General features: G+C 60.5%; 23 protein-coding genes and 1 pseudogene. 8 read left to right on the top strand and 16 right to left on the bottom strand.

Annotated features, from left to right (window positions below):
* Positions 1–6: 6 nt before the first annotated feature.
* Positions 7–960: a tonB-system energizer ExbB gene (gene exbB / locus ACM6JM_RS20790; protein WP_039765187.1), complete on the bottom strand. Its 954-nt coding sequence runs from the start codon at positions 958–960 to the stop codon at positions 7–9.
* A 188-nt stretch (positions 961–1,148) separates the two neighbouring features.
* Between exbB and ACM6JM_RS20785 the strand changes: the two genes are divergently transcribed.
* Positions 1,149–2,006, top strand: a complete 858-nt coding sequence (locus ACM6JM_RS20785) for an SDR family oxidoreductase (RefSeq protein WP_414882431.1) — start codon at positions 1,149–1,151, stop codon at positions 2,004–2,006.
* 63 nt (positions 2,007–2,069) lie between these two features.
* Here ACM6JM_RS20785 and ACM6JM_RS20780 read toward each other — a convergent pair whose 3' ends face one another.
* From ACM6JM_RS20780 to ACM6JM_RS20755, 6 genes are all read right to left on the bottom strand, one after another.
* Positions 2,070–2,810, bottom strand: a complete 741-nt coding sequence (locus tag ACM6JM_RS20780; RefSeq protein ID WP_074689978.1) for a hypothetical protein — start codon at positions 2,808–2,810, stop codon at positions 2,070–2,072.
* Between the two features lie 72 nt (positions 2,811–2,882).
* A complete protein-coding gene (locus ACM6JM_RS20775; RefSeq protein WP_003229509.1) occupies positions 2,883–3,263 on the bottom strand; it encodes a RidA family protein in 381 nt (126 codons plus the stop codon).
* A gap of 24 nt (positions 3,264–3,287) precedes the next feature.
* Positions 3,288–5,393 carry a bifunctional GTP diphosphokinase/guanosine-3',5'-bis pyrophosphate 3'-pyrophosphohydrolase gene (gene spoT / locus ACM6JM_RS20770; RefSeq protein ID WP_007954439.1) on the bottom strand — a complete coding sequence of 702 codons (2,106 nt, stop codon included), beginning with the start codon at positions 5,391–5,393 and terminating at the stop codon, positions 3,288–3,290.
* A gap of 57 nt (positions 5,394–5,450) precedes the next feature.
* Positions 5,451–5,714, bottom strand: a complete 264-nt coding sequence (gene rpoZ / locus ACM6JM_RS20765) for a DNA-directed RNA polymerase subunit omega (protein ID WP_003229503.1) — start codon at positions 5,712–5,714, stop codon at positions 5,451–5,453.
* A 168-nt stretch (positions 5,715–5,882) separates the two neighbouring features.
* Complete coding sequence (gene gmk / locus ACM6JM_RS20760; protein ID WP_236187573.1) at positions 5,883–6,503, bottom strand: guanylate kinase; 621 nt, start codon at positions 6,501–6,503, stop codon at positions 5,883–5,885.
* Positions 6,504–6,516: 13 nt separating this feature from the next.
* Entirely contained in the window at positions 6,517–7,380 is an 864-nt protein-coding gene (locus ACM6JM_RS20755; protein WP_039765196.1) for a YicC/YloC family endoribonuclease, read from the bottom strand.
* 267 nt (positions 7,381–7,647) lie between these two features.
* On the opposite strand from ACM6JM_RS20755, the gene rph reads away from it, so the two are divergent.
* Positions 7,648–8,370: a ribonuclease PH gene (rph, locus tag ACM6JM_RS20750; RefSeq protein WP_003229494.1), complete on the top strand. Its 723-nt coding sequence runs from the start codon at positions 7,648–7,650 to the stop codon at positions 8,368–8,370.
* Positions 8,371–8,399: 29 nt separating this feature from the next.
* Positions 8,400–8,768, top strand: coding sequence for a DUF4870 domain-containing protein (locus ACM6JM_RS20745; protein ID WP_039765199.1), 369 nt, complete (start codon positions 8,400–8,402; stop codon positions 8,766–8,768).
* A gap of 63 nt (positions 8,769–8,831) precedes the next feature.
* On the opposite strand, the gene ACM6JM_RS20740 is transcribed toward ACM6JM_RS20745, so the two are convergent.
* Positions 8,832–9,611, bottom strand: coding sequence for an exodeoxyribonuclease III (locus ACM6JM_RS20740; RefSeq protein ID WP_007920349.1), 780 nt, complete (start codon positions 9,609–9,611; stop codon positions 8,832–8,834).
* 82 nt (positions 9,612–9,693) lie between these two features.
* Here ACM6JM_RS20740 and pyrE point away from each other — a divergent pair, with 82 nt between their 5' ends.
* The gene (gene pyrE / locus ACM6JM_RS20735; RefSeq protein WP_414882430.1) at positions 9,694–10,338 is read left to right on the top strand and encodes an orotate phosphoribosyltransferase; all 645 of its coding nucleotides are present in this window, start codon (positions 9,694–9,696) and stop codon (positions 10,336–10,338) included.
* Positions 10,339–10,408: 70 nt separating this feature from the next.
* On the opposite strand, the gene argB is transcribed toward pyrE, so the two are convergent.
* The 4 genes and pseudogenes from argB to coaBC all read right to left on the bottom strand — a co-directional run bounded on the left by argB (position 10,409) and on the right by coaBC (position 14,641).
* Positions 10,409–11,314 (bottom strand): acetylglutamate kinase, encoded by a 906-nt coding sequence (gene argB, locus ACM6JM_RS20730; RefSeq protein WP_007954443.1) that lies wholly within the window; start codon positions 11,312–11,314, stop codon positions 10,409–10,411.
* A gap of 24 nt (positions 11,315–11,338) precedes the next feature.
* Positions 11,339–12,715 (bottom strand): annotated as a pseudogene (locus ACM6JM_RS20725) (phosphomannomutase/phosphoglucomutase); the annotation flags it as partial.
* 256 nt (positions 12,716–12,971) lie between these two features.
* Positions 12,972–13,427 (bottom strand): dUTP diphosphatase, encoded by a 456-nt coding sequence (gene dut, locus ACM6JM_RS20720; protein ID WP_007954445.1) that lies wholly within the window; start codon positions 13,425–13,427, stop codon positions 12,972–12,974.
* A 5-nt stretch (positions 13,428–13,432) separates the two neighbouring features.
* On the bottom strand, positions 13,433–14,641 hold the full coding sequence (coaBC, locus tag ACM6JM_RS20715) for a bifunctional phosphopantothenoylcysteine decarboxylase/phosphopantothenate--cysteine ligase CoaBC (RefSeq protein WP_039765205.1): 1,209 nt from the start codon (positions 14,639–14,641) through the stop codon (positions 13,433–13,435).
* A 134-nt stretch (positions 14,642–14,775) separates the two neighbouring features.
* Between coaBC and radC the strand changes: the two genes are divergently transcribed.
* Positions 14,776–15,450, top strand: coding sequence for a RadC family protein (radC, locus tag ACM6JM_RS20710; RefSeq protein ID WP_039765208.1), 675 nt, complete (start codon positions 14,776–14,778; stop codon positions 15,448–15,450).
* Positions 15,451–15,582: 132 nt separating this feature from the next.
* Here radC and ACM6JM_RS20705 read toward each other — a convergent pair whose 3' ends face one another.
* Positions 15,583–17,169 carry an ABC transporter substrate-binding protein gene (locus ACM6JM_RS20705; RefSeq protein ID WP_414882429.1) on the bottom strand — a complete coding sequence of 529 codons (1,587 nt, stop codon included), beginning with the start codon at positions 17,167–17,169 and terminating at the stop codon, positions 15,583–15,585.
* 446 nt (positions 17,170–17,615) lie between these two features.
* Here ACM6JM_RS20705 and rpmB point away from each other — a divergent pair, with 446 nt between their 5' ends.
* Positions 17,616–17,849: a 50S ribosomal protein L28 gene (gene rpmB, locus ACM6JM_RS20700; protein WP_039765213.1), complete on the top strand. Its 234-nt coding sequence runs from the start codon at positions 17,616–17,618 to the stop codon at positions 17,847–17,849.
* 11 nt (positions 17,850–17,860) lie between these two features.
* A complete protein-coding gene (gene rpmG / locus ACM6JM_RS20695; RefSeq protein ID WP_003177274.1) occupies positions 17,861–18,016 on the top strand; it encodes a 50S ribosomal protein L33 in 156 nt (51 codons plus the stop codon).
* Between the two features lie 84 nt (positions 18,017–18,100).
* Here the strand turns inward: rpmG and ACM6JM_RS20690 are convergent, their stop codons facing one another.
* From ACM6JM_RS20690 to ACM6JM_RS20680, 3 genes are all read right to left on the bottom strand, one after another.
* On the bottom strand, positions 18,101–18,304 hold the full coding sequence (locus ACM6JM_RS20690) for an I78 family peptidase inhibitor (protein WP_039765218.1): 204 nt from the start codon (positions 18,302–18,304) through the stop codon (positions 18,101–18,103).
* A gap of 153 nt (positions 18,305–18,457) precedes the next feature.
* Positions 18,458–18,658, bottom strand: coding sequence for a hypothetical protein (locus ACM6JM_RS20685; RefSeq protein WP_039765219.1), 201 nt, complete (start codon positions 18,656–18,658; stop codon positions 18,458–18,460).
* A gap of 84 nt (positions 18,659–18,742) precedes the next feature.
* Positions 18,743–19,105, bottom strand: coding sequence for a cupin domain-containing protein (locus ACM6JM_RS20680; RefSeq protein WP_414882428.1), 363 nt, complete (start codon positions 19,103–19,105; stop codon positions 18,743–18,745).
* A gap of 235 nt (positions 19,106–19,340) precedes the next feature.
* Between ACM6JM_RS20680 and ACM6JM_RS20675 the strand changes: the two genes are divergently transcribed.
* Positions 19,341–20,834 (top strand): aldehyde dehydrogenase, encoded by a 1,494-nt coding sequence (locus ACM6JM_RS20675; protein WP_414882427.1) that lies wholly within the window; start codon positions 19,341–19,343, stop codon positions 20,832–20,834.
* Positions 20,835–20,859: the final 25 nt, after the last annotated feature.

Here is a 20,859-nt window from a genome sequence, read left to right as displayed (position 1 = left end):
GGCCGATTACCCCACTTTCACCATGTGCGGTTGCGAGCTGTTGCGCTCAGGCTGGTGGTCGAGGTCGCGGCTGACCAGCAGCAGCACCTGAGCTGATGCATCGGACACCTGAGCCTTGTAACCGGCGATGGAGCGGGCAAAGACGTTGTAGATGACCACGGCAGGAATCGCGGCTACCAGACCCAGTGCGGTAGCCAGCAGCGCTTCAGCGATACCTGGTGCTACGACGGCAAGGTTGGTGGTCTGGGTTTTGGCGATGCCGATGAAGCTGTTCATGATGCCCCACACGGTACCGAACAGACCGACGAACGGTGCGGTGGAACCGATGGTGGCGAGGACGCCGGTGCCGCTGCTCATGTTGCGGCCACAGGCGGCAACCAGACGCTCGAGGCGGAAGCTGACGCGTTCCTTGATGCCTTCCTTCTCGCGGGCATTGGCGGACAGGCGCATTTCTTCGAGCGCGTCGTGCACCAGCAGGTTGGCCAGCGTGCCTTCTTTCGCGGCGGTGGCGCTGGCTTCCTTGAGGGAAGCGGCTTTTTTCAGGTTGGCGATCTCACCGCGCAGACGGCGTTTGGCGCCCATCAGCTCGAAGCCCTTGGCGATCCAGATGGTCCAGGTGATGATCGAGGCGATGGCCAGACCGATCATCACGGCTTTAACGATGACGTCGGCGTTCTGGTACATGCCCCATGGCGACAGGTCGTGGGCCATGCCCAGGGTGTTGTCGGCTTCGAGGACTTCCGGCGCGTCGGCAGCGCCGGCCTCGACGGCCTGCACCGGGTCGGTCGCGGCAGGTGCAGCGGCCGGAGCGTTTTGCTCGGTGGCGGCTGGCGCGGCCGGGGCTTGTGCGTCAGCGAAGGCGGCGACCGGCGCCAGCATCAGGCTGAGCAGCAGGGCAGCCACGGCGCTCCAGGCGCGAGGTCGGTTGGTTGGCGAAGCGGAGTTTTGAATGCGTGTCATGCTGGCCGGACCTGAGATAGAAAAACGGTAATGCTCTTCCAGGCCTCGTGAGGCCGAGAACAAAAGTGGCGTGCATTATTGCAAGTAATTCTTGTTAACAGAAGTAATAGAGTTGCTTTTTTTCCTTCATTGCTAGCCGCTCGTCCCTTGCCGAGGCTAGTCTGTCGCTTTCCGATGGGAGATTTTTGATGTCCGCGCCTTCTGTTTTGATCGCCGGTTGCGGTGATGTCGGCAGCCGTCTGGCCACGCAATTGCTGGCTGTCGGCTTCCAGGTCTATGGCCTGCGCCGTGATATTTCGCGTTTGCCGGACGGCGTTATCGGTGTCGCCGGTGACTTGTTCAATGAAGATTGCCCCGAGACCTGGCCGGTGGGCGCTATCGATTACCTGGTGTATAGCGCGGCGGCCACCGATCACGATGAGGTCGGTTATCGCGCGGCTTATGTGCAGGGTTTGCAGCATGTGCTGGGTTGGCTTAACGATTACGGTCAGGAGCCGGAGCGGCTGCTGTTCGTTTCCAGCAGCAGTGTTTATGGCCAGCAAAACGGCGAATGGGTTGATGAAAAATCCGAAACCGTCGCTGCGGGTTATTCCGGTCGGGTGATGCTGGAGGCCGAGCAGGTTGCGCTCAACAGCGGCATTCCTGCGAGCATCGTGCGCCTGACGGGTATTTATGGCCCTGGTCGTGAATGGCTGCTGACCCAGGTGCGTCGGGGTTATCGCGTGGCGGTCGATCCGCCGCTGTATGGCAATCGCATCCATGCCGATGACGCGGCGGGGTTGATGGCGTTTCTGCTGGAAGCGGCTCGCAGAGGCGGGGCGCTGGATGACATCTATATCGGCGTGGACGATGCGCCGGCGCCGCTGGCCGAGGTGGTAGCGTGGCTGCGTGAGTATCTGGGTGTCACCGAGTGGTCGGAAGACGAGAGCGTGCGTCGCACCGGCAGCAAACGTTGCAGCAATGCCCGGGCGAAGGCGCTGGGATGGGTGCCGAAGTATCCGAGTTATCGCGAGGGGTATGCCGCGATTCTTGAGGGGCGCTGCTGATCTTCAGGCGTAAAAAAGGCGGGAGCAAATGCTTGCTCCCGCCTTTTTTGTCTCAAGCGCCGATCACTGCTTCTCGAGCAACCACTTGCGTTCACCCGGGGTGAACTGCGGTTGTTCGTCCGCCAGTGCCGTGTTCACGGCCTGCAGGATTTCCAGCTCTTTGCCCTTGCGAACAAAGATCCAGTTGTTGCCCTGGCCGTTCTGCTGCAACCACATGCTGTCGTTGCCGCTGCTCATCGATGCGCAATCGCCTGCGAGGCACAGCGCATAGCGGTCGGCACCCGGCAGGCCGGAGACTTGACCGTCCGCCTGGAACTGCACGGTGGCGCCTTCGCCCTGGCCGCTGGTGATCGTCCAGTTGCCGCCCAGATAAGCGGAATACAGCGCGCGTTCGAAGCTGGCGCCGATCGGTGCGCCGTCCGGCACCGGGATCTGTGCGCGGTCGAAGACTTGTTCCGGTTCATTTTCGTTGGCAGCTTGTTGCAGTTGGCCGCCGTCGCGTTTCAGCTCGCTGGCGGAGCTGCCATAGAAGTCGACTTTCCAGGCGCCGGACTGTTCGCCGAGCAAGCGACCTTCGACGTTTTCGAAACCGTTGGTGTAGCGGGCCTGACCGGCCTTGGTGTTGACGTCCCACTCCAGGTTCGGGCCGTAAGCCTGAAGCGCTTCGCGCAGGGGGCCGCCCTTGGCAGCGGCATCGATGGCGACCTGATTGATCCAGGTGCCGCTGATGTCACGGTCGGCAGGGTTGCTGGCGCAACCGCCGAGGAAAATGGCGAGCAGCGAGAGAGCAAGCGCTTTGCGCATGGTGGAATCCTTTCAAAACCTTTTCTTTACCGCAGAGCAGTCGGCGCGGCGTCTGAAGCCGCGCCGTGCGCATTACTCGATGACCAGAATGGCATCCATTTCAACCTGCGAACCCTTTGGCAGGGCTGCCACGCCGATGGCGGCGCGCGCCGGGTACGGCTGGTCGAAGTACTTGCCCATGATCTCGTTGACCTTGGCGAAGTGGCTCAGGTCGGTGAGGAAGATGTTCAGCTTGACGATGTCCTTGAACGAACCGCCGGCGGCTTCGGCCACGGCTTTCAGGTTCTCGAACACCTGGACGGTCTGGGCTTCGAAGCCTTCGACCAGTTCCATGGTTTTTGGATCGAGGGGAATCTGACCCGACATATAAACGGTGTTACCGGCCTTGATCGCCTGGGAGTAAGTGCCGATGGCGGCCGGGGCCTTGTCGCTGGTGATAACAGTCTTGGTCATGTATGACTCCTTGTAATGATTGAGTTATGCACGCATGCGGGTGATGCGGATCACCCCGGTCAGGGCGCGCAGTTTCTTGATCACGCGGGCCAGGTGCACACGGTCGTGGACGCTGACCACCAACTGGACAACGCTGATGCGACCATCGCGTTCGTCCATGCTGATCTTCTCGATATTGCCGTCGGCTGCGTTGACGCTGCTGGCCAGCAGGGCGATCAGGCCGCGCTGGTGCTCCAGCTCGACGCGCAGTTCGACGTTGAATTCGCCGGTGACATCCTTGGCCCATGAGAGCTGGATGCATTTTTCCGGGTTGTGCCTGATTTCGCTGATGTTGCGGCAGTTGTCCAGGTGCACGACCATGCCTTTGCCTGCTGACAGGTGACCGACAATCGGGTCGCCCGGGATCGGCGTACAGCATTTGGCGTAGCTGAGGACCAGGCCTTCGGTGCCGCGAATCGCCAGCGGGCCTTCCGGGCTTGGCAGTTGTTCGCCTTCGCCGAGCAGGCGGCGCGCCACGACGTAGGCCATGCGGTTGCCCAGGCCGATGTCTTCGAGCAGGTCTTCGATCAGTTCGAGGCGGTACTCGGTGAGCATCGCCTTCACACGCTCGGCCGGAATCTGTTCCAGCGCGCTGTCGAAGCCGTTGAGCACCTTGTTCAGCAGGCGTTCGCCGAGGCTGATGGATTCGGACCGGCGTTGCAGTTTCAGCGCATGGCGGATGTGCGTCCGCGCCTTGCCGGTGACCACGAAGTTGAGCCACGCCGGGTTCGGCCGTGCGCCGGGAGCGCTGACGATCTCGACCGTGGAGCCGCTTTGCAGCGGTTCGGACAGCGGTGCGAGACGACGGTTGATCCGGCAGGCGATGCAGCTGTTGCCGACGTCGGTGTGCACCGCGTAGGCGAAGTCCACAGCCGTGGAGCCTTTGGGCAGCTCCATGATCCGGCCTTTGGGCGTGAACACGTAGACCTCGTCCGGGAACAGGTCGATCTTCACGCTCTCGATGAATTCCAGCGAGTTGCCGGCGCGTTGCTGCATTTCCAGCACGCCCTTGACCCACTGACGGGCGCGGGCGTGGGTGCCTTTCGGCTGCTCGTCACCGCTGGATTTGTACAGCCAATGGGCGGCGATGCCGTTGTTGGCCATCTCTTCCATTTCACGGGTGCGGATCTGGATTTCGATCGGGACGCCGTGCATGCCGAACAGCGTGGTGTGCAGCGACTGATAGCCGTTGGCCTTGGGGATCGCGATGTAATCCTTGAAGCGCCCCGGCAACGGTTTGTACAAATTATGTACAGCACCCAGCACGCGGTAGCAGGTATCGACCTTGTCGACGATGATCCGGAACGCATAGACGTCCATGATCTCGTTGAAGGCCCGACGCTTGCCGCGCATTTTCTTGTAGATGCCGTAAAGGTGTTTCTGGCGGCCGCTGACTTCACCCTGGATGCCGTCGATGGCGAGGCAGTGGCCGAGGGATTCTTCGATCTTGTTGACGATTTCCTTGCGGTTGCCCCGGGCGCGTTTGACGGCCTGGTAGATCCGCGCGGAACGCATCGGGTGCATCGCCTTGAAGCCGAGGTCTTCGAATTCGATGCGGATCGCGTGCATGCCCAGCCGGTTGGCGATGGGTGCGTAGATCTCGAGGGTTTCCTTGGCGATACGCCGGCGTTTTTCGCCGGACAGCACTTCCAGCGTGCGCATGTTGTGCAGGCGGTCGGCAAGCTTGACCAGGATCACGCGAATGTCGCGCGCCATGGCCATGGCCATCTTCTGGAAGTTTTCCGCCTGGGCTTCGGCCTTGGTCTCGAAGTTCATCTGGGTCAGTTTGCTGACCCCGTCGACCAGTTCGGCCACGGTTTCACCGAACTGCGCTTGCAGCGCTTCCTTGGCGATACCGGTGTCTTCGATCACGTCATGCAGCATCGCAGCCATCAGGCTCTGATGGTCCATGTGCATGTCGGCAAGAATATTTGCCACGGCAAGAGGATGCGTGACGTACGCCTCGCCGCTACGGCGGCGTTGGCCGTCGTGGGCTTGTTCGGCGTAGAAATACGCTCGGCGGACCAGGTTGACCTGGTCGTTGCCGAGGTAGGTCGATAAGCGATCGGCGAGGGCGTCTATGCTCGGCATGATGTCTCCTGCCGTAGGCTGTGATCCCGCGCCGTGCTACGTCGACCAGGCATAGGCTTAGACGGCCTCGTTGGACTCGTCCTCGAACGCAGCGAAGACAGGGTCTTCGTGGACGATTTCCTGCTCGGCGATGAACTCGTAGCTCATCAGGCCTTCAGCGATTTCACGCAGCGCAACTACGGTCGGTTTGTCGTTTTCCCACTGAACCAGGGGCTCTTTGCCGCCGGTGGCCAGTTGACGGGCACGCTTGGTAGAGAGCATGACCAGCTCAAAGCGGTTTTCCACGTGTTCTAGGCAGTCTTCAACGGTTACGCGGGCCATGGTATTCCTCGGAGCGAATGCAATATGCGCGCTGCCCGGTTGGGCGAGCGGACTCAACAGTTTAAAAAATCACCAGCGATTAGGGAAGCGCTGATTTTTTGACCAGACTCTTCAACGCGCTGCAAGTGCCAATGTAAAGCCCTTGCAGCGGTTTTGGGAAGTGCTGTTTCAGCCCAGCAATTCAGCCAGCAATTTGCCGAAACGCACTTGTTGGCGTTTCTGTTGCAGCTGATTGGCGCGGAAAATCGCCTTCAGATCGTCCAGCGCGTGGGCGAAATCGTCGTTGATGATCAGGTAGTCGTACTCGACGTAGTGGCTCATCTCGCTGACCGCTTCACGCATCCGGCCGTCGATGATGTCGTCGCTGTCCTGGCCACGGTTGGTCAGGCGCTGGTGCAGGGCCTGCAGCGATGGCGGCAGAATGAAGATCGAACGGGCCTGCGGCATCAGCTTGCGCACTTGCTCGGCGCCTTGCCAGTCGATTTCCAGAATCAGGTCGTGGCCTTCGTCCAGGGTCTGCTGCAGGCGGCTTTGCGAGGTGCCGTAGAAGTTGCCGAAAACTTCGGCGCGTTCCAGGAAGTCGCCGTGCTCACCCATCTTCACGAACTCTTCGCGGGTCACGAAGTGATAGTTCACGCCATCCACTTCGCCCGGGCGCATGGCGCGGGTGGTGTGGGAAATCGAAACGCGGATTTCCGGGTTGGCGTCGGTCAGGGCCTTGACCAGACTGCTCTTGCCCGCGCCCGAAGGGGCGGAAATGATGTACAGGGTGCCGGTGCTGTGGGTCATGTCGGGGGTAGCCTTACTCAATATTCTGCACTTGTTCGCGCATCTGCTCGATCAACACCTTGAGGTTGACCGCCGCCTGGGTGCTGCGCGGGTCGAAGGCCTTGGAGCCCAGTGTGTTGGCTTCGCGGTTGAGCTCCTGCATCAGGAAGTCCAGGCGCCGGCCGGCGGCACCGCCGGACTTGAGCACCCGGCGAACTTCGATGATGTGGGTGCTCAGGCGATCCAGTTCTTCGGCCACGTCGCTCTTTTGCGCGAGCATGACCATTTCCTGTTCCAGACGCTGCGGGTCCATCTCGGCCTTCATGTCGGCGAAGCGGTCGAGGACTTTCTGGCGCTGGGTGGCGAGCATCTGCGGAACCAGTTCGCGCAGGGTCACTACATCTTCTTCGATGGAGGTCAGGCGATCGTTGATCAGGCGTGCCAGCTCCGCGCCTTCGCGCTCGCGGCCGGCCTTGAGGTCTTTCAGGCCCTGATTGAACAGGGCCAGCGCCTCGGCGTTCAGCGCCTGCGGATCGGAGGCGTCGGCCACCAGTACGCCCGGCCAGGCCAACACTTCCAGCGGGTTCAGCGCCGCCGGGTTCTTGATCAGGTCAGCAACGGTTTCGGCAGCGGCGACCAGTTGCGCGGCGCGCTCGCGATCCACCTGCAGCGGCTTGCCGGTGCTTTCCTCGGTGAAACGCAGGGTGCATTCCAGTTTGCCGCGCGACAGGCCCTGGCGCAGGGCTTCGCGGACAGCGCCTTCGAGGTCGCGAAACGACTCCGGCAGGCGCAAGTGGGGTTCCAGGTAACGGCTGTTGACCGAGCGCAGTTCCCAGCTCAGGGTGCCCTGGACGCCGGCTTTTTCGACGCGGGCGAAGGCGGTCATGCTGTGCACCATGGGGTGACCTCGCGATACAGATCGGCGCGAATTGAAGCTCCGCAGCTCGATATCAATGAATTTAAGCCGACTGGCAGCAAAGGCGCAGGATTGTAGCGCAGTGCGGCAGATGCGCCCAAACACACGGTGTGACAAAGGGCTGCAGGCCGTCGGCGAAGCGCGTTTCAGGGCCTTCGGTCGTCGGCCGGATTTTTTAACGAGTGCCCAGGCGCGGTGCGCGGCTCTATAATGGTCCGCAGTTTTCCGTCCCCAGTACAGGTATCTCCTATGAAACGTCCAAGTGGTCGCGCTGCCGATCAGCTCCGCTCGATCCGCATTACCCGCAACTACACCAAACACGCCGAGGGATCGGTACTGGTCGAATTCGGTGATACCAAAGTCATCTGCACCGTCAGCGTCGAAAACGGCGTGCCGCGTTTTCTCAAAGGCCAGGGCCAGGGTTGGCTGACCGCCGAATACGGCATGCTGCCGCGCGCCACCGGCGAGCGTAACCAGCGTGAAGCGAGCCGTGGCAAGCAGGGCGGTCGTACCCTGGAAATACAGCGCCTGATCGGCCGTTCCCTGCGCGCCGCGCTGGACATGTCCAAGCTGGGCGACGTCACCCTGTACGTCGACTGCGACGTGATCCAGGCCGATGGCGGTACCCGCACCGCGTCGATCACCGGCGCCATGGTTGCGCTGGTCGATGCACTGAAAGTGATCAAGAAGCGTGGCGGCCTGAAAGGCGGCGACCCGCTCAAGCAAATGATCGGCGCCGTTTCCGTGGGCATGTACCAGGGCGAGCCGGTGCTGGATCTGGACTATCTTGAAGATTCCGCTGCCGAGACCGACCTCAACGTGGTGATGACCAGCACTGGTGGCTTCATCGAAGTGCAGGGCACCGCCGAAGGCGCGCCGTTCCAGCCTGAAGAGCTGAACGCGATGCTGGAGCTGGCCAAGAAAGGCATGAACGAGATCTTCGAACTGCAAAAGGCTGCACTGGCCGACTGAGCAGGTTCGTAACCCGCAAGGAGGACGCGATGAGTGATGAGCAAGAGTTGCTGCCCAAGCCGAGCCAGGAGGTTCGTCAATGGGCCATGTTTTGTCACTTGTCCGCCTTGCTGGGGATCTGGATTCCGTTCGGCACGCTGATTGGGCCGCTGGTCCTGTGGCAGATGAAGCGCGAGACCGATCCGTTCATCGACGCCCAGGGCAAGGAAGCGTTGAATTTCCAGATCACCGTGGCGATTGCTTCGATGGTCTGCTTCGTTCTGATGCTGTTGCTTATCGGGTTCGTGCTGTTTGGCCTGCTGGCCATTGCGGCGCTGGTGCTGACGATTATCGGCGGAGTGAAAGCCAACGAAGGCTTCCCTTATCGTTATCCGTTCACCTGGCGGTTGATCAAATAACGAACGATCGCCCACAAAAAAACCGACGGTGAAGTCGGTTTTTTTGTGTCTGCGAAAGGCCGCTTAGATGGTCAGCGTCCAGTCGTAGTCGACGATCAGCGGCGCGTGCTGCGAGAACCGAGGCTGACGCGGCAGGCGTGCACTGCGCACGAAGCGCCGCAGGCCCGGAGTCAGGATCTGGTAGTCGAAGCGCCAGCCCAGATTCAGCATCTCGGCCTGTTCGTTGTCCGGCCACCAGCTGTACTGGTCACCTTCGCGGCTGACTTCGCGCAGGGCATCTACGTAGCCCATGTTGCCGACAATCTCGTCCATCCAGGCGCGTTCCGGCGCCAGGAAGCCCGGTGATTGCTGGCTGTCGCGCCAGTTCTTGATGTCGAGCTTCTGCTGCGCGACGTACAGCGAGCCACAATAAATGTACTCGCGACGTTTGCGCCGCTGTTTGTCCAGGTACTTGCCGAAGTCGTCCATGAGCTTGAACTTCTGGTTCAAGTCCTCATCGCCGTTCATCCCCGAAGGAAGCAGCAAGGTGGCAATACTGACTTTGTCGAAATCTGCTTGCAGGTAGCGCCCGTAGCGGTCGGCCGTCTCGAATCCGAGACCGCTGATGACAGCCTTCGGTTGCAACCGCGAATACAAAGCCACGCCGCCTTGGGCAGGGACTTCAGCATCGCAGGCATAAAGGAAGTAGCCATCCAGTTGGAAGGCTGGGTCGTCCAGTTCAAAGGCGGAGGCACGGGTGTCCTGCAGGCAGATGACGTCGGCATTCTGTGCCTGCAGCCAACTGAGCAAACCGCGCTCGACTGCAGCCTGAATACCATTGACGTTCACACTGATGATCCGCATAAATGGCCCCAAAAATCGCGTGCGTGTATGATACACGGCGTCAAGCTAATTAGCTAAATCCGTGGTATTTGGGGTTTTTTTCATGCAAGCGTATCAGCGCGATTTCATTCGTTTTGCCATCGATCGCGGCGTTTTGCGCTTCGGTGAGTTCACCCTGAAGTCCGGGCGCACCAGTCCTTACTTCTTCAATGCCGGCCTGTTCAACTCGGGTTCCGCGCTGGCGCAGCTGGGTCGTTTCTACGCCGCAGCCATCGCCGAGACCGGCATTCCGTTCGACGTGCTGTTCGGCCCGGCCTACAAAGGCATCCCGCTGGCGGCAACTACTGCTGTGGCGCTGGCCGAGCACCACAACCGTGACCTGCCTTGGTGCTTCAACCGCAAGGAAGCCAAGGCCCACGGCGAAGGCGGCAGCCTGGTCGGCGCGCCGTTGACCGGCGACGTGCTGATCATCGACGACGTGATCACCGCCGGCACCGCGATCCGTGAAGTGATGCAGATCATCGCTTCCCAGGACGGCGCCAAGGCTGCCGGCGTGCTGATCGCCCTGAACCGTCAGGAGCGCGGCAACGGTGAGCTGTCGGCCATTCAGGAAGTCGAACGTGATTTCGGCATTCCGGTCATCAGCATCGTGTCGCTGAACCAAGTGCTGGAATTCCTGGCAGACGACCCGCAGCTCAAGCAGCACCTGCCGGCCGTTGAAGCCTATCGCGCCCAGTTCGGCGTCTGATCGCAGCTTCAGGCAAAATAAAGACCCCGCTCAGCCAGGCTGAGCGGGGTCTTTTTATTTGCGCGAGCGCTTATGGACGCTTGCGATTGCTGATCAGCGTACCCACACCGGTATCGGTGAAGATTTCCAGCAGGATCGCATTCGGAACGCGGCCGTCGATAATCAGCGAGCTGCCCACGCCGCCCTGAACCGCTTCCAGTGCACAGCGAATCTTCGGCAGCATGCCGCCGTAGATGGTGCCGTCGGCGATCAGGTCGTCGACCTGCTGGGTGCTCAGGCCGGTCAGTACGGTGCCCGACTTGTCCATCAGGCCGGCGATGTTGGTCAGCAGCATCAGCTTCTCGGCTTTCAGCGCTTCGGCAACCTTGCCAGCCACCAAGTCCGCGTTGATGTTGTACGACTCGCCGTTTTCACCCACACCGATCGGCGCGATCACCGGGATGAAGTTGCCTTTGACCAGCAGGTTCAGCAGTTCGGTGTTGATCCCGACCACTTCGCCCACATGGCCGATGTCGATGATTTCCGGTTGGGTCATCTCCGGGGTCTGGCGGGTGACGGTGAGCTTCTTCGCGCGAATCAGCCCGGCGTCTTTACCGGTCAGGCCGATGGCGCTGCCGCCGTGACGGTTGATCAGGTTGACGATGCTTTTGTTGACCTGACCGCCGAGGACCATTTCCACCACATCCATGGTCGCGGCGTCGGTAACGCGCATGCCGTCGACGAAGTGGCTTTCGATCGACAGACGCTTGAGCAGATCACCGATCTGCGGGCCACCGCCGTGCACGACCACCGGGTTGATGCCCACGGCCTTCATCAGCACGATGTCGCGGGCGAAGCCGGTTTTCAGCTCCTCGCTTTCCATCGCGTTGCCGCCGTATTTGATCACCAGGGTCTTGCCGACGTATCGGCGGATGTAAGGCAGCGCTTCGGACAGGACCTTGGCAGTGTTGGCGGCGGCATCGCGTTCGAGGGTCATTCAGGGCTCCGGGTGAATCAGCAATCAGAACGGTAGTTGGAGATCAGGTGCAACGCGTTTCAGTTGGGCATGGAACACAGCCTTGATGCGCTGCAGTTCCGCCTCGTCATCGGCCTCGAAGCGCAGCACCAGCACCGGTGTGGTGTTGGACGCGCGCACCAGGCCCCAGCCTTTGGCGTAGTCGACCCGCACGCCGTCAATGGTGGTCAGGTCGGCGCCTGGGCCCCACTGGGCATCGTGCAGTGCATCAATGATGCTGAATTTGCTCTCTTCGGTCACATGGATATTGATTTCCGGCGTGGAAATATCGTTCGGGAAGGTCGCGAACAGCTCCTCGGCCGAAGATTTTTCCTTGCTGAGGATTTCCAGCAGCCGTGCGGCGCTGTAAATGCCGTCGTCGAAACCGAACCAGCGTTCCTTGAAGAAAATGTGCCCGCTCATCTCGCCGGCCAACAGTGCGCCGGACTGTTTCATTTTCTTTTTGATCAACGAGTGACCGGTCTTCCACATTAGCGGCCGACCGCCATATTCCTTGATCAGCGGGATCAGGCGACGGGTGCATTTGACGTCGAAGATGATCTCCGCGTCCGGGTTGCGCGCCACCACGTCACGGGCGAACAGCATAAGCAGGCGATCCGGGAACACAATGGTGCCGGTGTTGGTCACCACGCCGACGCGGTCACCGTCACCGTCAAAGGCCAGGCCGATGTCGGCGTTGGTTTCCTTGACCTTGGCGATCAGGTCGACGAGGTTCTCAGGCTTGCCCGGGTCCGGGTGATGGTTCGGGAAGTTGCCGTCGACTTCGCAGAACAGCGGGATGACTTCGCAGTTCAGCGCTTCGATCAGTTGCGGGGCGATCACGCCGGCTGCGCCGTTGCCGCAGTCGACCACGACTTTCAGGCGGCGGGCCAGTTTGATGTCCTGGACGATTTCGGTGGTGTAGCGGTCGAGAATCTCGACCTGGGTCACGCTGCCCGTGCCGCTGCTCAGGTTGCCGGTCTTGATGCGCTCATGCAGGACCTGGATCTGTTCGTTGGCGAGGGTGTCGCCGGCGATCACGATCTTGAAGCCGTTGTAGTTCGACGGGTTGTGGCTGCCGGTGAGCATCACGCCGGATTTGCCGGCCAGCACGTTGGCGGCGTAGTACAGCGCAGGCGTCGGCACCAGGCCGACGTCGCTGACATGGCAGCCGCTTTCGGCGATGCCGCGGATCAGTTCGGCAACCAGTTCCGGGCCGGACAGACGGCCGTCACGACCGACGGACACGTTCGGTTCGCCCTGGGCCAGGCTTTGGGAGCCAATGGCGCGACCGATCCAGTAGGCGGTTTCGCCATTGAGGAATTCCGGCACGGTGCCGCGAATGTCATAGGCGCGGAAGATGCTGTCGGGAAGCTTCGGGGCGACTTGGGCGGGGGTGCTCATCTGCAAAAATGCTCCATCTCGAAAGTGGCTGGACACACCGACGACTATTCGACGGCAAGCTCAAACTGAAGGGTATGACGGCGGTTTTCACAGAGAGTTCGTGGTGTGAAAGGGCCATGACGCCACGTACGGCGTGGCTTTGACCTGTCAATGCCTTGATTTTCAGCGGTAAAGCTTTCAGATGAATCTGCCTATTTTTATGGCGAAGGAGCAGGCTCCCTCGCCATAAAACCAATCACTTGGTGCCGGAATGGCCGAAACCGCCAGCGCCGCGTTCGGTTTCGACGAACTCTTCAACCATTTCGAAGTGCGCCTGAACCACCGGCACCAGCACCAGCTGCGCCAGGCGCTCGCCGACCGGCATGGTGAATTCGGTCTGGCCACGGTTCCAGCAGGACACCATCAGCGGGCCCTGGTAGTCGGAGTCGATCAGGCCGACCAGATTGCCCAGCACGATGCCGTGCTTATGGCCCATGCCCGAGCGCGGCAGGATCAGCGCGGCGAGGTTCGGATCGCCGATGTAGACCGACAGACCGGTGGGGATCAGCACCGTTTCACCCGGCTTGATCACGATGTCCTCTTGCAGCATGGCGCGCAGGTCGAGGCCGGCGGAGCCCGGTGTGGCGTATTGCGGCAGCGGGAATTCGGTACCGATGCGTGGGTCGAGGATCTTGGCTTGCAAAGCGTGCATGTAAATTAAACCTGGTTCAGACGTTCGGCGATAAAAGTGACCAGTTGGCGAGCGATCTTGCTCTTGCTGGTCTGGGCGAAAAGCGTGGCGTGCAGCGCACGGTCGATGACGCTGCAGGCGTTTTCTTCGCTGTTGAAACCGATGCTCGGGTTGGCGACGTCGTTGGCGACGATCAGATCGAGATTCTTGTCCTTCAGCTTGCGCGCAGCGTAGTCGAGCAGGTGTTCGGTCTCGGCGGCGAAGCCGACACTGAACGGACGGTCGGGACGGGTCGCGATGGTGGCCAGGATGTCCGGGTTGCGCACCATTTGCAGGACGAAGCCGTCGCCGCTCGTAGGGTCTTTCTTCAATTTCTGCGGGGCGACGACTTCCGGACGGTAGTCCGCCACCGCCGCCGAGGCGATAAAGATGTCGCAAGGGATCGCGGCTTCACACGCGGCGAGCATGTCGCGGGCGCTGACCACGTCGATCCGGGTCACACGATCTGGCGTCGGCAAATGCACCGGGCCGCTGATCAGGGTCACGCGGGCGCCGGCTTCCACCGCCGCTTCGGCCAGAGCGAAGCCCATTTTTCCGGAGCTGTGGTTGGTGATGTAGCGCACCGGGTCGATGTTTTCCTGGGTTGGGCCGGCGGTGATGACCACGTGCTTGCCGGTCAGCGCCTGACGCTGGAAGCAATCCGCCGCGAGTTGAGCCAGATCGGTGGCTTCCATCATGCGGCCCATGCCGACGTCGCCGCAGGCCTGGCTGCCGGAGGCCGGGCCGAAGGTCTTCAGGCCACGGCTTTCAAGGAGTTGCAGGTTGGCCTGGGTCGCCGGGTCGCGCCACATGGCCTGGTTCATGGCCGGGGCGACGGCCACGATGGCGTCGGTGGCCAGCACCAGGGTGGTCAGCAAATCGTTGGCAATGCCTTGGGCCAGACGGGCCAGCAAGTCGGCGGTGGCCGGGGCGATCAGCACCAGATCGGCCCATTTGGCCAGTTCGATGTGGCCCATCGCCGCTTCGGCGGCCGGGTCGAGCAAGTCCAGGTGAACCGGGTGGCCGGACAACGCCTGCATGGTCAGCGGGGTGATGAATTCGCTGCCGCCACGGGTCATGACCACGCGCACTTCGGCGCCCTGATCGATCAGGCGGCGCACAAGGTCGGCGCTCTTGTAGGCAGCAATGCCGCCGCCGACGCCCAGAACGATGCGTTTCCGATACAGCCGCTGCATAGGTCTGCCTTTCATTTCGTTGGTGACATACGTGGCGAACCCCCTCCCCAGGGTGAATTCGCCCGCAAAAAAGATGGGCTACGATATCACAGCGACCGCTACGGAACAGCGGCGCCCACAGACAAGGAAGGTGTATGAGTATTCGCGATTGGCCGGCGGCGGAAAGGCCGCGGGAGAAGCTGTTGGAGCAGGGCTCGGGAAGTCTTTCCGATGCCGAGTTGCTGGCGATTTTTCTGCGCACCGGGGTATCCGGCAAAAGTGCGGTGGATCTGGCGCGACACTTGTTGAATCAGTTCGGCAGCCTGCGAGCGTTACTGGAGGCTGATCTCGGGGCGTTCAGCGAGCAATTGGGACTGGGACCGGCGAAATTTGCTCAATTGCAGGCCGTGTTGGAGATGGGGCGGCGACACTTGGCCGAGCGCATGCGCCAGAAAACGGCGCTGGAAAACCCGCAGGTCGTGCGTGATTACCTCAAGGCCATGCTGCGCCACGAGCCGCACGAGGTGTTCGGTTGCCTGTTTCTGGATTCCAAACATCAGGTGCTGACCTTCGAGACGCTGTTTCGCGGCTCCATCGACAACACGGCCGTGCACCCCCGGGAAGTCGTGAAGCGTTCGCTGGCCAACAACGCGGCGGCGGTGATCCTGTGCCACAACCATCCGTCGGGGAACAGCGATCCGAGTCAGGCTGATCGATTATTGACCAAGCGTTTGCAGAAGGCTTTGGAGCTGATCGACGTGCGGGTGCTGGATCACTTCATCGTTGGCGATGGCGAGCCGTTGTCGATGGCTGAGTGCGGCTGGATGTAGCTCCGAAGGGAGAATGCAAAACCCTGTGGGAGCTGGCTTGCAAGCGATGACGGCGGCACATTCAGCACAATGTTGTCTGTCAGTCCGCTATCGCTGGCAAGCCAGCTCCCACAGGTTTTGTGTTGTGGCGGATTACTTCAGGGTGACCCTGGAGTAATCCTGCCGCCCAAACGGGCTCACCGAGTAACCCTGCACGTCCTTACGCGTCAGCGCATATGCCGTCGGATGAGCCAGCGGCAGCCACAGCGCCTGCTGCTGGATCTGCGCCTGCGCCTGCTCATACAGCTTGGTGCGTACGCCTTGTTCGCTGGTGGTCTTGCCGGCGCTGATCAGCTTGTCCAGGTCGGCATTGCAGTAGCGGGCGAAGTTGGTGCCGGATTTGACCGCCGCGCAGGAAAACTGCGGCGTGAGGAAGTTGTCCGGGTCACCGTTGTCGCCGGCCCAGCCCATGAACAGCAAGTCATGTTCGCCAGCCTTGGCGCGACGGATCAGTTCGCCCCATTCGATCACGCGGATTTCCGCTTGAATGCCGATTTCTGCCAGATCCGATTGCAGGAGCTGCGCGCCGAGGCTCGGGTTCGGGTTGAGCAGGCTGCCGGACGGGCGCGTCCAGATGGTGGTCTGGAAACCGTCCTTCAATCCGGCCTTGGCCAGCAGGGCCTTGGCCTTGTTCACGTCGTGGGCGTAACCCGGCAGGTTCTTCGCGTAGCTCCAGGTGTTCGGCGGGTACGGGCCGTTGGCGGCTTCGGCGGTGTCCTCGAACACGGCTTTCAGGTAGTTGGCCTTGTCGAAGGCGAGGTTGATCGCCTGACGCACTTCCGCTTTGTCCAAGGGCGGATGCTGGCTGTTGATGCCTACGAAAGCAGTCATGAACGCGTCAGTCTTTTCGACTTTCAGCGTCGGCTCTTGCTTGGCAGCCTGTACGTCCAGTGGTTTTGGCGACAGGGCAATCTGGCACTCGTTGCGCCGCAGCTTTTGCAGCCGCACGTTGGCGTCCGGGGTGATGGCGAAGATCAGTGGGTCCACCGCAGGTTTGCCGCGGAAGTAATCCGGGTTGGCCTTGTAGCGGATCGAGGCGTCTTTCTGGAACCGGGTGAAGACGAACGGCCCGGTGCCGACCGGCTGGCTGTTGAGCTTGTCGGTGGCGCCGGCCTTCAACAGCTTGTCGGCGTATTCAGCAGAATAAATCGAGGCGAAGCCCATGCTCAGGGTCGCGAGGAACGTCGAGTCCGGATGATCGAGAGTGAAGCGCACGGTCAGCGGATCCAGTGCGTCGATCTTCTTGATCAGGCTCGGCAACTGCATCGACTGGGCGTGTGGGAAGCCGCTCTGGGCGACTTTGTGCCACGGGTTGGCCGGGTCGAGCATGCGGTCGAAACTGAATTTGACGTCTTCGGCAGTCAGCTCGCGGGTCGGCTTGAAGTAGTCGGTGGTGTGGAACTTCACCTGCGGGTGCAGCTTGAAGACGTAGGTCAGGCCGTCGGTGCTGACTTCCCAGCTGGCGGCCAGGCTCGGGACCACCTTGCCGCTGGCGGTGTCGAAGTCCACCAGGCGATTCATCAGCACGTCGGCCGATGCGTTGGTGGTGGTCAGCGAGTTGTACTGCACCACGTCGAAGCCCTCGGGGCTGGCCTCGGTGCAGACGCTCAGGGCGGCGGCCTGGGCCAGTGGACTCAGTAACAGCGGGGCGAAGAGCAGGGGGAGGGCAGCGAGGCGCATGGTCGGCTTCCTTTACAGATCGAAGGCCCATCTGCAAGTGCAGTCTGGAAAAGGCCTACCCTAGTGGTCGCGATTGCAAATGACTATCCCCTTTTTGCATTTTCGGAGCTGCGCGGCTGAGGATTTGTCGGAACAGACGGTAGGAAAAGTCTCGATTGCGGGCATGGCCGATTTTCTTCGACGAATGGTAAAAATTGCCGGCAGCCTTTGCCCAAGGCGCTTGCGGCCGGGAAAAGCGGCTTTTTAGCCATTCTTTGCGCACGGAAAGTTGTTGCTCCGTGGTCTTTCTGGTATAAAGCAGCGCTCTTTTCTAGGGGCCCGGTTCCTTCGCTTGTAGGTGTAGCCGGTAAGACCTCTAAAGAATCGCGGCGCCTGGCGCCACAATGACTAGAGATTAAGCGGCCAACCCATGCCGGGTTGGGCATGTGGTTTTAGAGGGCTGAGGCATGTCTAGAGTATGTCAAGTTACCGGTAAGGGTCCGGTGACTGGGAACAACATTTCCCACGCAAACAACAAAACCCGTCGTCGTTTCCTGCCGAACCTGCAGCATCACCGCTTCTGGGTTGAAGAAGAGAAACGTTTCGTGCGTCTGCGCGTATCTGCCAAAGGCATGCGTATCATCGACAAGCGTGGCATCACTGTCGTGCTGGCCGAACTCCGCAAAGCTGGCAAGATCTAAGGGAGCTAATCATGCGTGAATTGATTCGTTTGATTTCGAGCGCCGGTACTGGTCACTTCTACACTACCGACAAGAACAAGCGCACTACTCCGGACAAAATCGAGATCAAGAAATATGATCCGGTTGTTCGCAAGCACGTGATCTACAAGGAAGGCAAAATCAAGTAATTGATTTTTCCCGACTTACGAAAAAGGCCCGTATCTCACGATACGGGCCTTTTTTGTGCCTTCGAATATAGATTTGCCAGCCGTTTAGCCAAAGCTGAATGATTCGATATTGCCTGCCTTATTGACCCTGATGACTATACGCTCAGGATTCAACTCGCGACTCATCAGATCCCTGGGGCCAATCACTTGCATGCGGCCGGTCAACTCGGTGATGTAACGTTTGACGCTCACTACATAGCGGCTGCCTGCCAAATGTCGAATTTGTTGCAGGACCTGTTCATTGGTCATGTTCTTTAATCCTTTTGATTGAATGTCGAGTCCGTCCGGGCCATTCAGTACTCCGTCTGGGCAGGTGCCCGGTGCGGTATATATTTATGTGCAACAAGGCCCCCACATTGCTGTGCAGGCCTTGTTGCAGGGGGGGGCTTCAACCTCTGATCATCATTTGAAGATTTCAAACCACACGATCTTGTCGTCACGAGTGACGATTTGCACGAGCTGATACTTCTTCATGGCATTGTCTACTAACCTTTGCTTTTCGACACGAAAGCCGGTCAGCTCGGCGATGTAGACTTCTACCGACTCCACGTACGGCGTGCCGATCAAGTGGTGAATTTTGTTGAAGATTTCAATGTGGATCACGCTGCATCTCCTTATGCATGATTGAGACGTCCTTATGGACGACCCGATTTTCAATCCCTCAACGCCTGGTCATGCACTACTTAGTTATTTTTTTGCTTCGAAGATCACATAGACCTTGCGACAAGCCTCCAGCACTTCCCAGGTGCCACGGAAACCGGCCGGAATCACGAAGCGGTCGCCGACACGCAGAGTCTTGGCGTTCCCATCGTTGTCACGCAATACCGAAACGCCCTGCAGGATTTCGCAGTATTCGTGCTCGGTGTAATTCACCGTCCACTGCCCGACCGCACCTTCCCACACGCCGACACCCATTTGCCCGCAAGGGCTGTCGTACTGATTGAACACCAACTGCTCGGGATCGCCCTTGAGCACTTTGGCCGGGTCCGGGCGATAGCGTTCGGCTTCGGTTGTGGTCAGGCTGATGTCGACGACGTTCTGGATGTTCATTGTTGTTTTCTCCCGTGATGACGGCGCGGTGGCTTGAAAGGGCCAAAGTCTATGTTGATTAAATTGAACGCCGCAAGGCGCTATAACCGCCTTATGTCAAATATATTGAAACAACCCCGGCCGCTGGTTTAGGGTGGCGGATGCCTCGGGCCGAAAAGCAGGCTGGCCGGGCAGTATCCCCGAGAACGACCGCGACGATCGCGGCGCTCGTATTGAACAAGAGGAGGACACTCGAATGACCACCCTGACTCGTGCCGACTGGGAACAACGCGCCCGCGACCTGAAGATCGAAGGCCGCGCCTTCCTCAATGGCGAGTACACCGATGCCGTCTCCGGCGAGACCTTCGAGTGCATCAGCCCGGTCGATGGCCGTCTGCTGGGCAAGATTGCCAGCTGTGATGCCGAAGACGCCCACCGCGCCGTGGAAAACGCCCGCGCCACGTTCAACTCCGGCGTCTGGTCGCGCCTGGCGCCGACCAAACGCAAAGCCACCATGATCCGTTTCGCCGGCCTGCTCAAGCAGCACGCCGAAGAACTGGCCCTGCTCGAAACCCTCGACATGGGCAAACCGATCAGCGATTCGCTGTACATCGACGTGCCGGGTGCCGCGCAAGCGCTGAGCTGGAGCGGTGAGGCGATCGACAAGATCTACGACGAAGTTGCCGCCACCCCGCACGACCAACTGGGTCTGGTAACCCGCGAACCAGTGGGCGTGGTCGGGGCCATCGTGCCGTGGAACTTCCCGCTGATGATGGCCTGCTGGAAACTCGGGCCGGCGTTGTCGACCGGTAACTCGGTGATCCTCAAACCGTCGGAAAAATCCCCGCTGACCGCCATCCGCATCGCCGAACTGGCAGTCGAGGCCGGCATTCCGAAGGGCGTGCTGAACGTGCTGCCGGGTTACGGTCACACCGTCGGCAAGGCGCTCGCGCTGCATAACGACGTCGATACCCTGGTGTTCACCGGTTCGACCAAGATCGCCAAGCAGCTGATGATCTACTCCGGCGAATCGAACATGAAGCGCGTCTGGCTGGAAGCCGGCGGCAAGAGCCCGAACATCGTGTTTGCCGATGCGCCGGATCTGCAAGCCGCTGCCGAATCCGCCGCCAGCGCCATCGCCTTCAACCAGGGCGAAGTCTGCACCGCAGGTTCCCGTCTGCTGGTCGAGCGTTCGATCAAGGACAAATTCCTGCCGATGGTGATCGAGGCGCTGAAAACCTGGAAACCGGGCAACCCGCTGGATCCGGCCACCAACGTTGGCGCGCTGGTCGACACCCAGCAGATGAATACCGTGCTGTCCTACATCGAGTCGGGCCACACCGATGGCGCCAAACTGGTGGCCGGCGGCAAGCGCATTCTTCAGGAAACCGGTGGTACTTACGTCGAGCCGACGATTTTCGACGGCGTGAGCAACGCGATGAAGATTGCCCAGGAAGAGATCTTCGGCCCGGTGCTGTCGGTTATCGCCTTCGATACCGCCGAGGAAGCGATCAGCATCGCCAACGACACGCCTTACGGCCTGGCGGCGGCAGTCTGGACTCGGGACATTTCCAAGGCGCACCTGACCGCCAAGGCACTGCGGGCCGGCAGCGTGTGGGTCAATCAGTACGATGGCGGCGACATGACCGCACCGTTTGGCGGCTTCAAGCAGTCGGGCAACGGCCGCGACAAGTCGCTGCACGCGTTCGACAAATACACCGAGCTGAAGGCGACCTGGATCAAGCTGTAAACCGTTGACGGGAGCCTGAGTGAAT

Source organism: Pseudomonas sp. IT-P2, from assembly GCF_949767575.1.
GTDB classification, from domain to species: domain Bacteria; phylum Pseudomonadota; class Gammaproteobacteria; order Pseudomonadales; family Pseudomonadaceae; genus Aquipseudomonas; species Aquipseudomonas pharyngis.
This window is presented reverse-complemented; position numbering and strand designations above follow the sequence as displayed.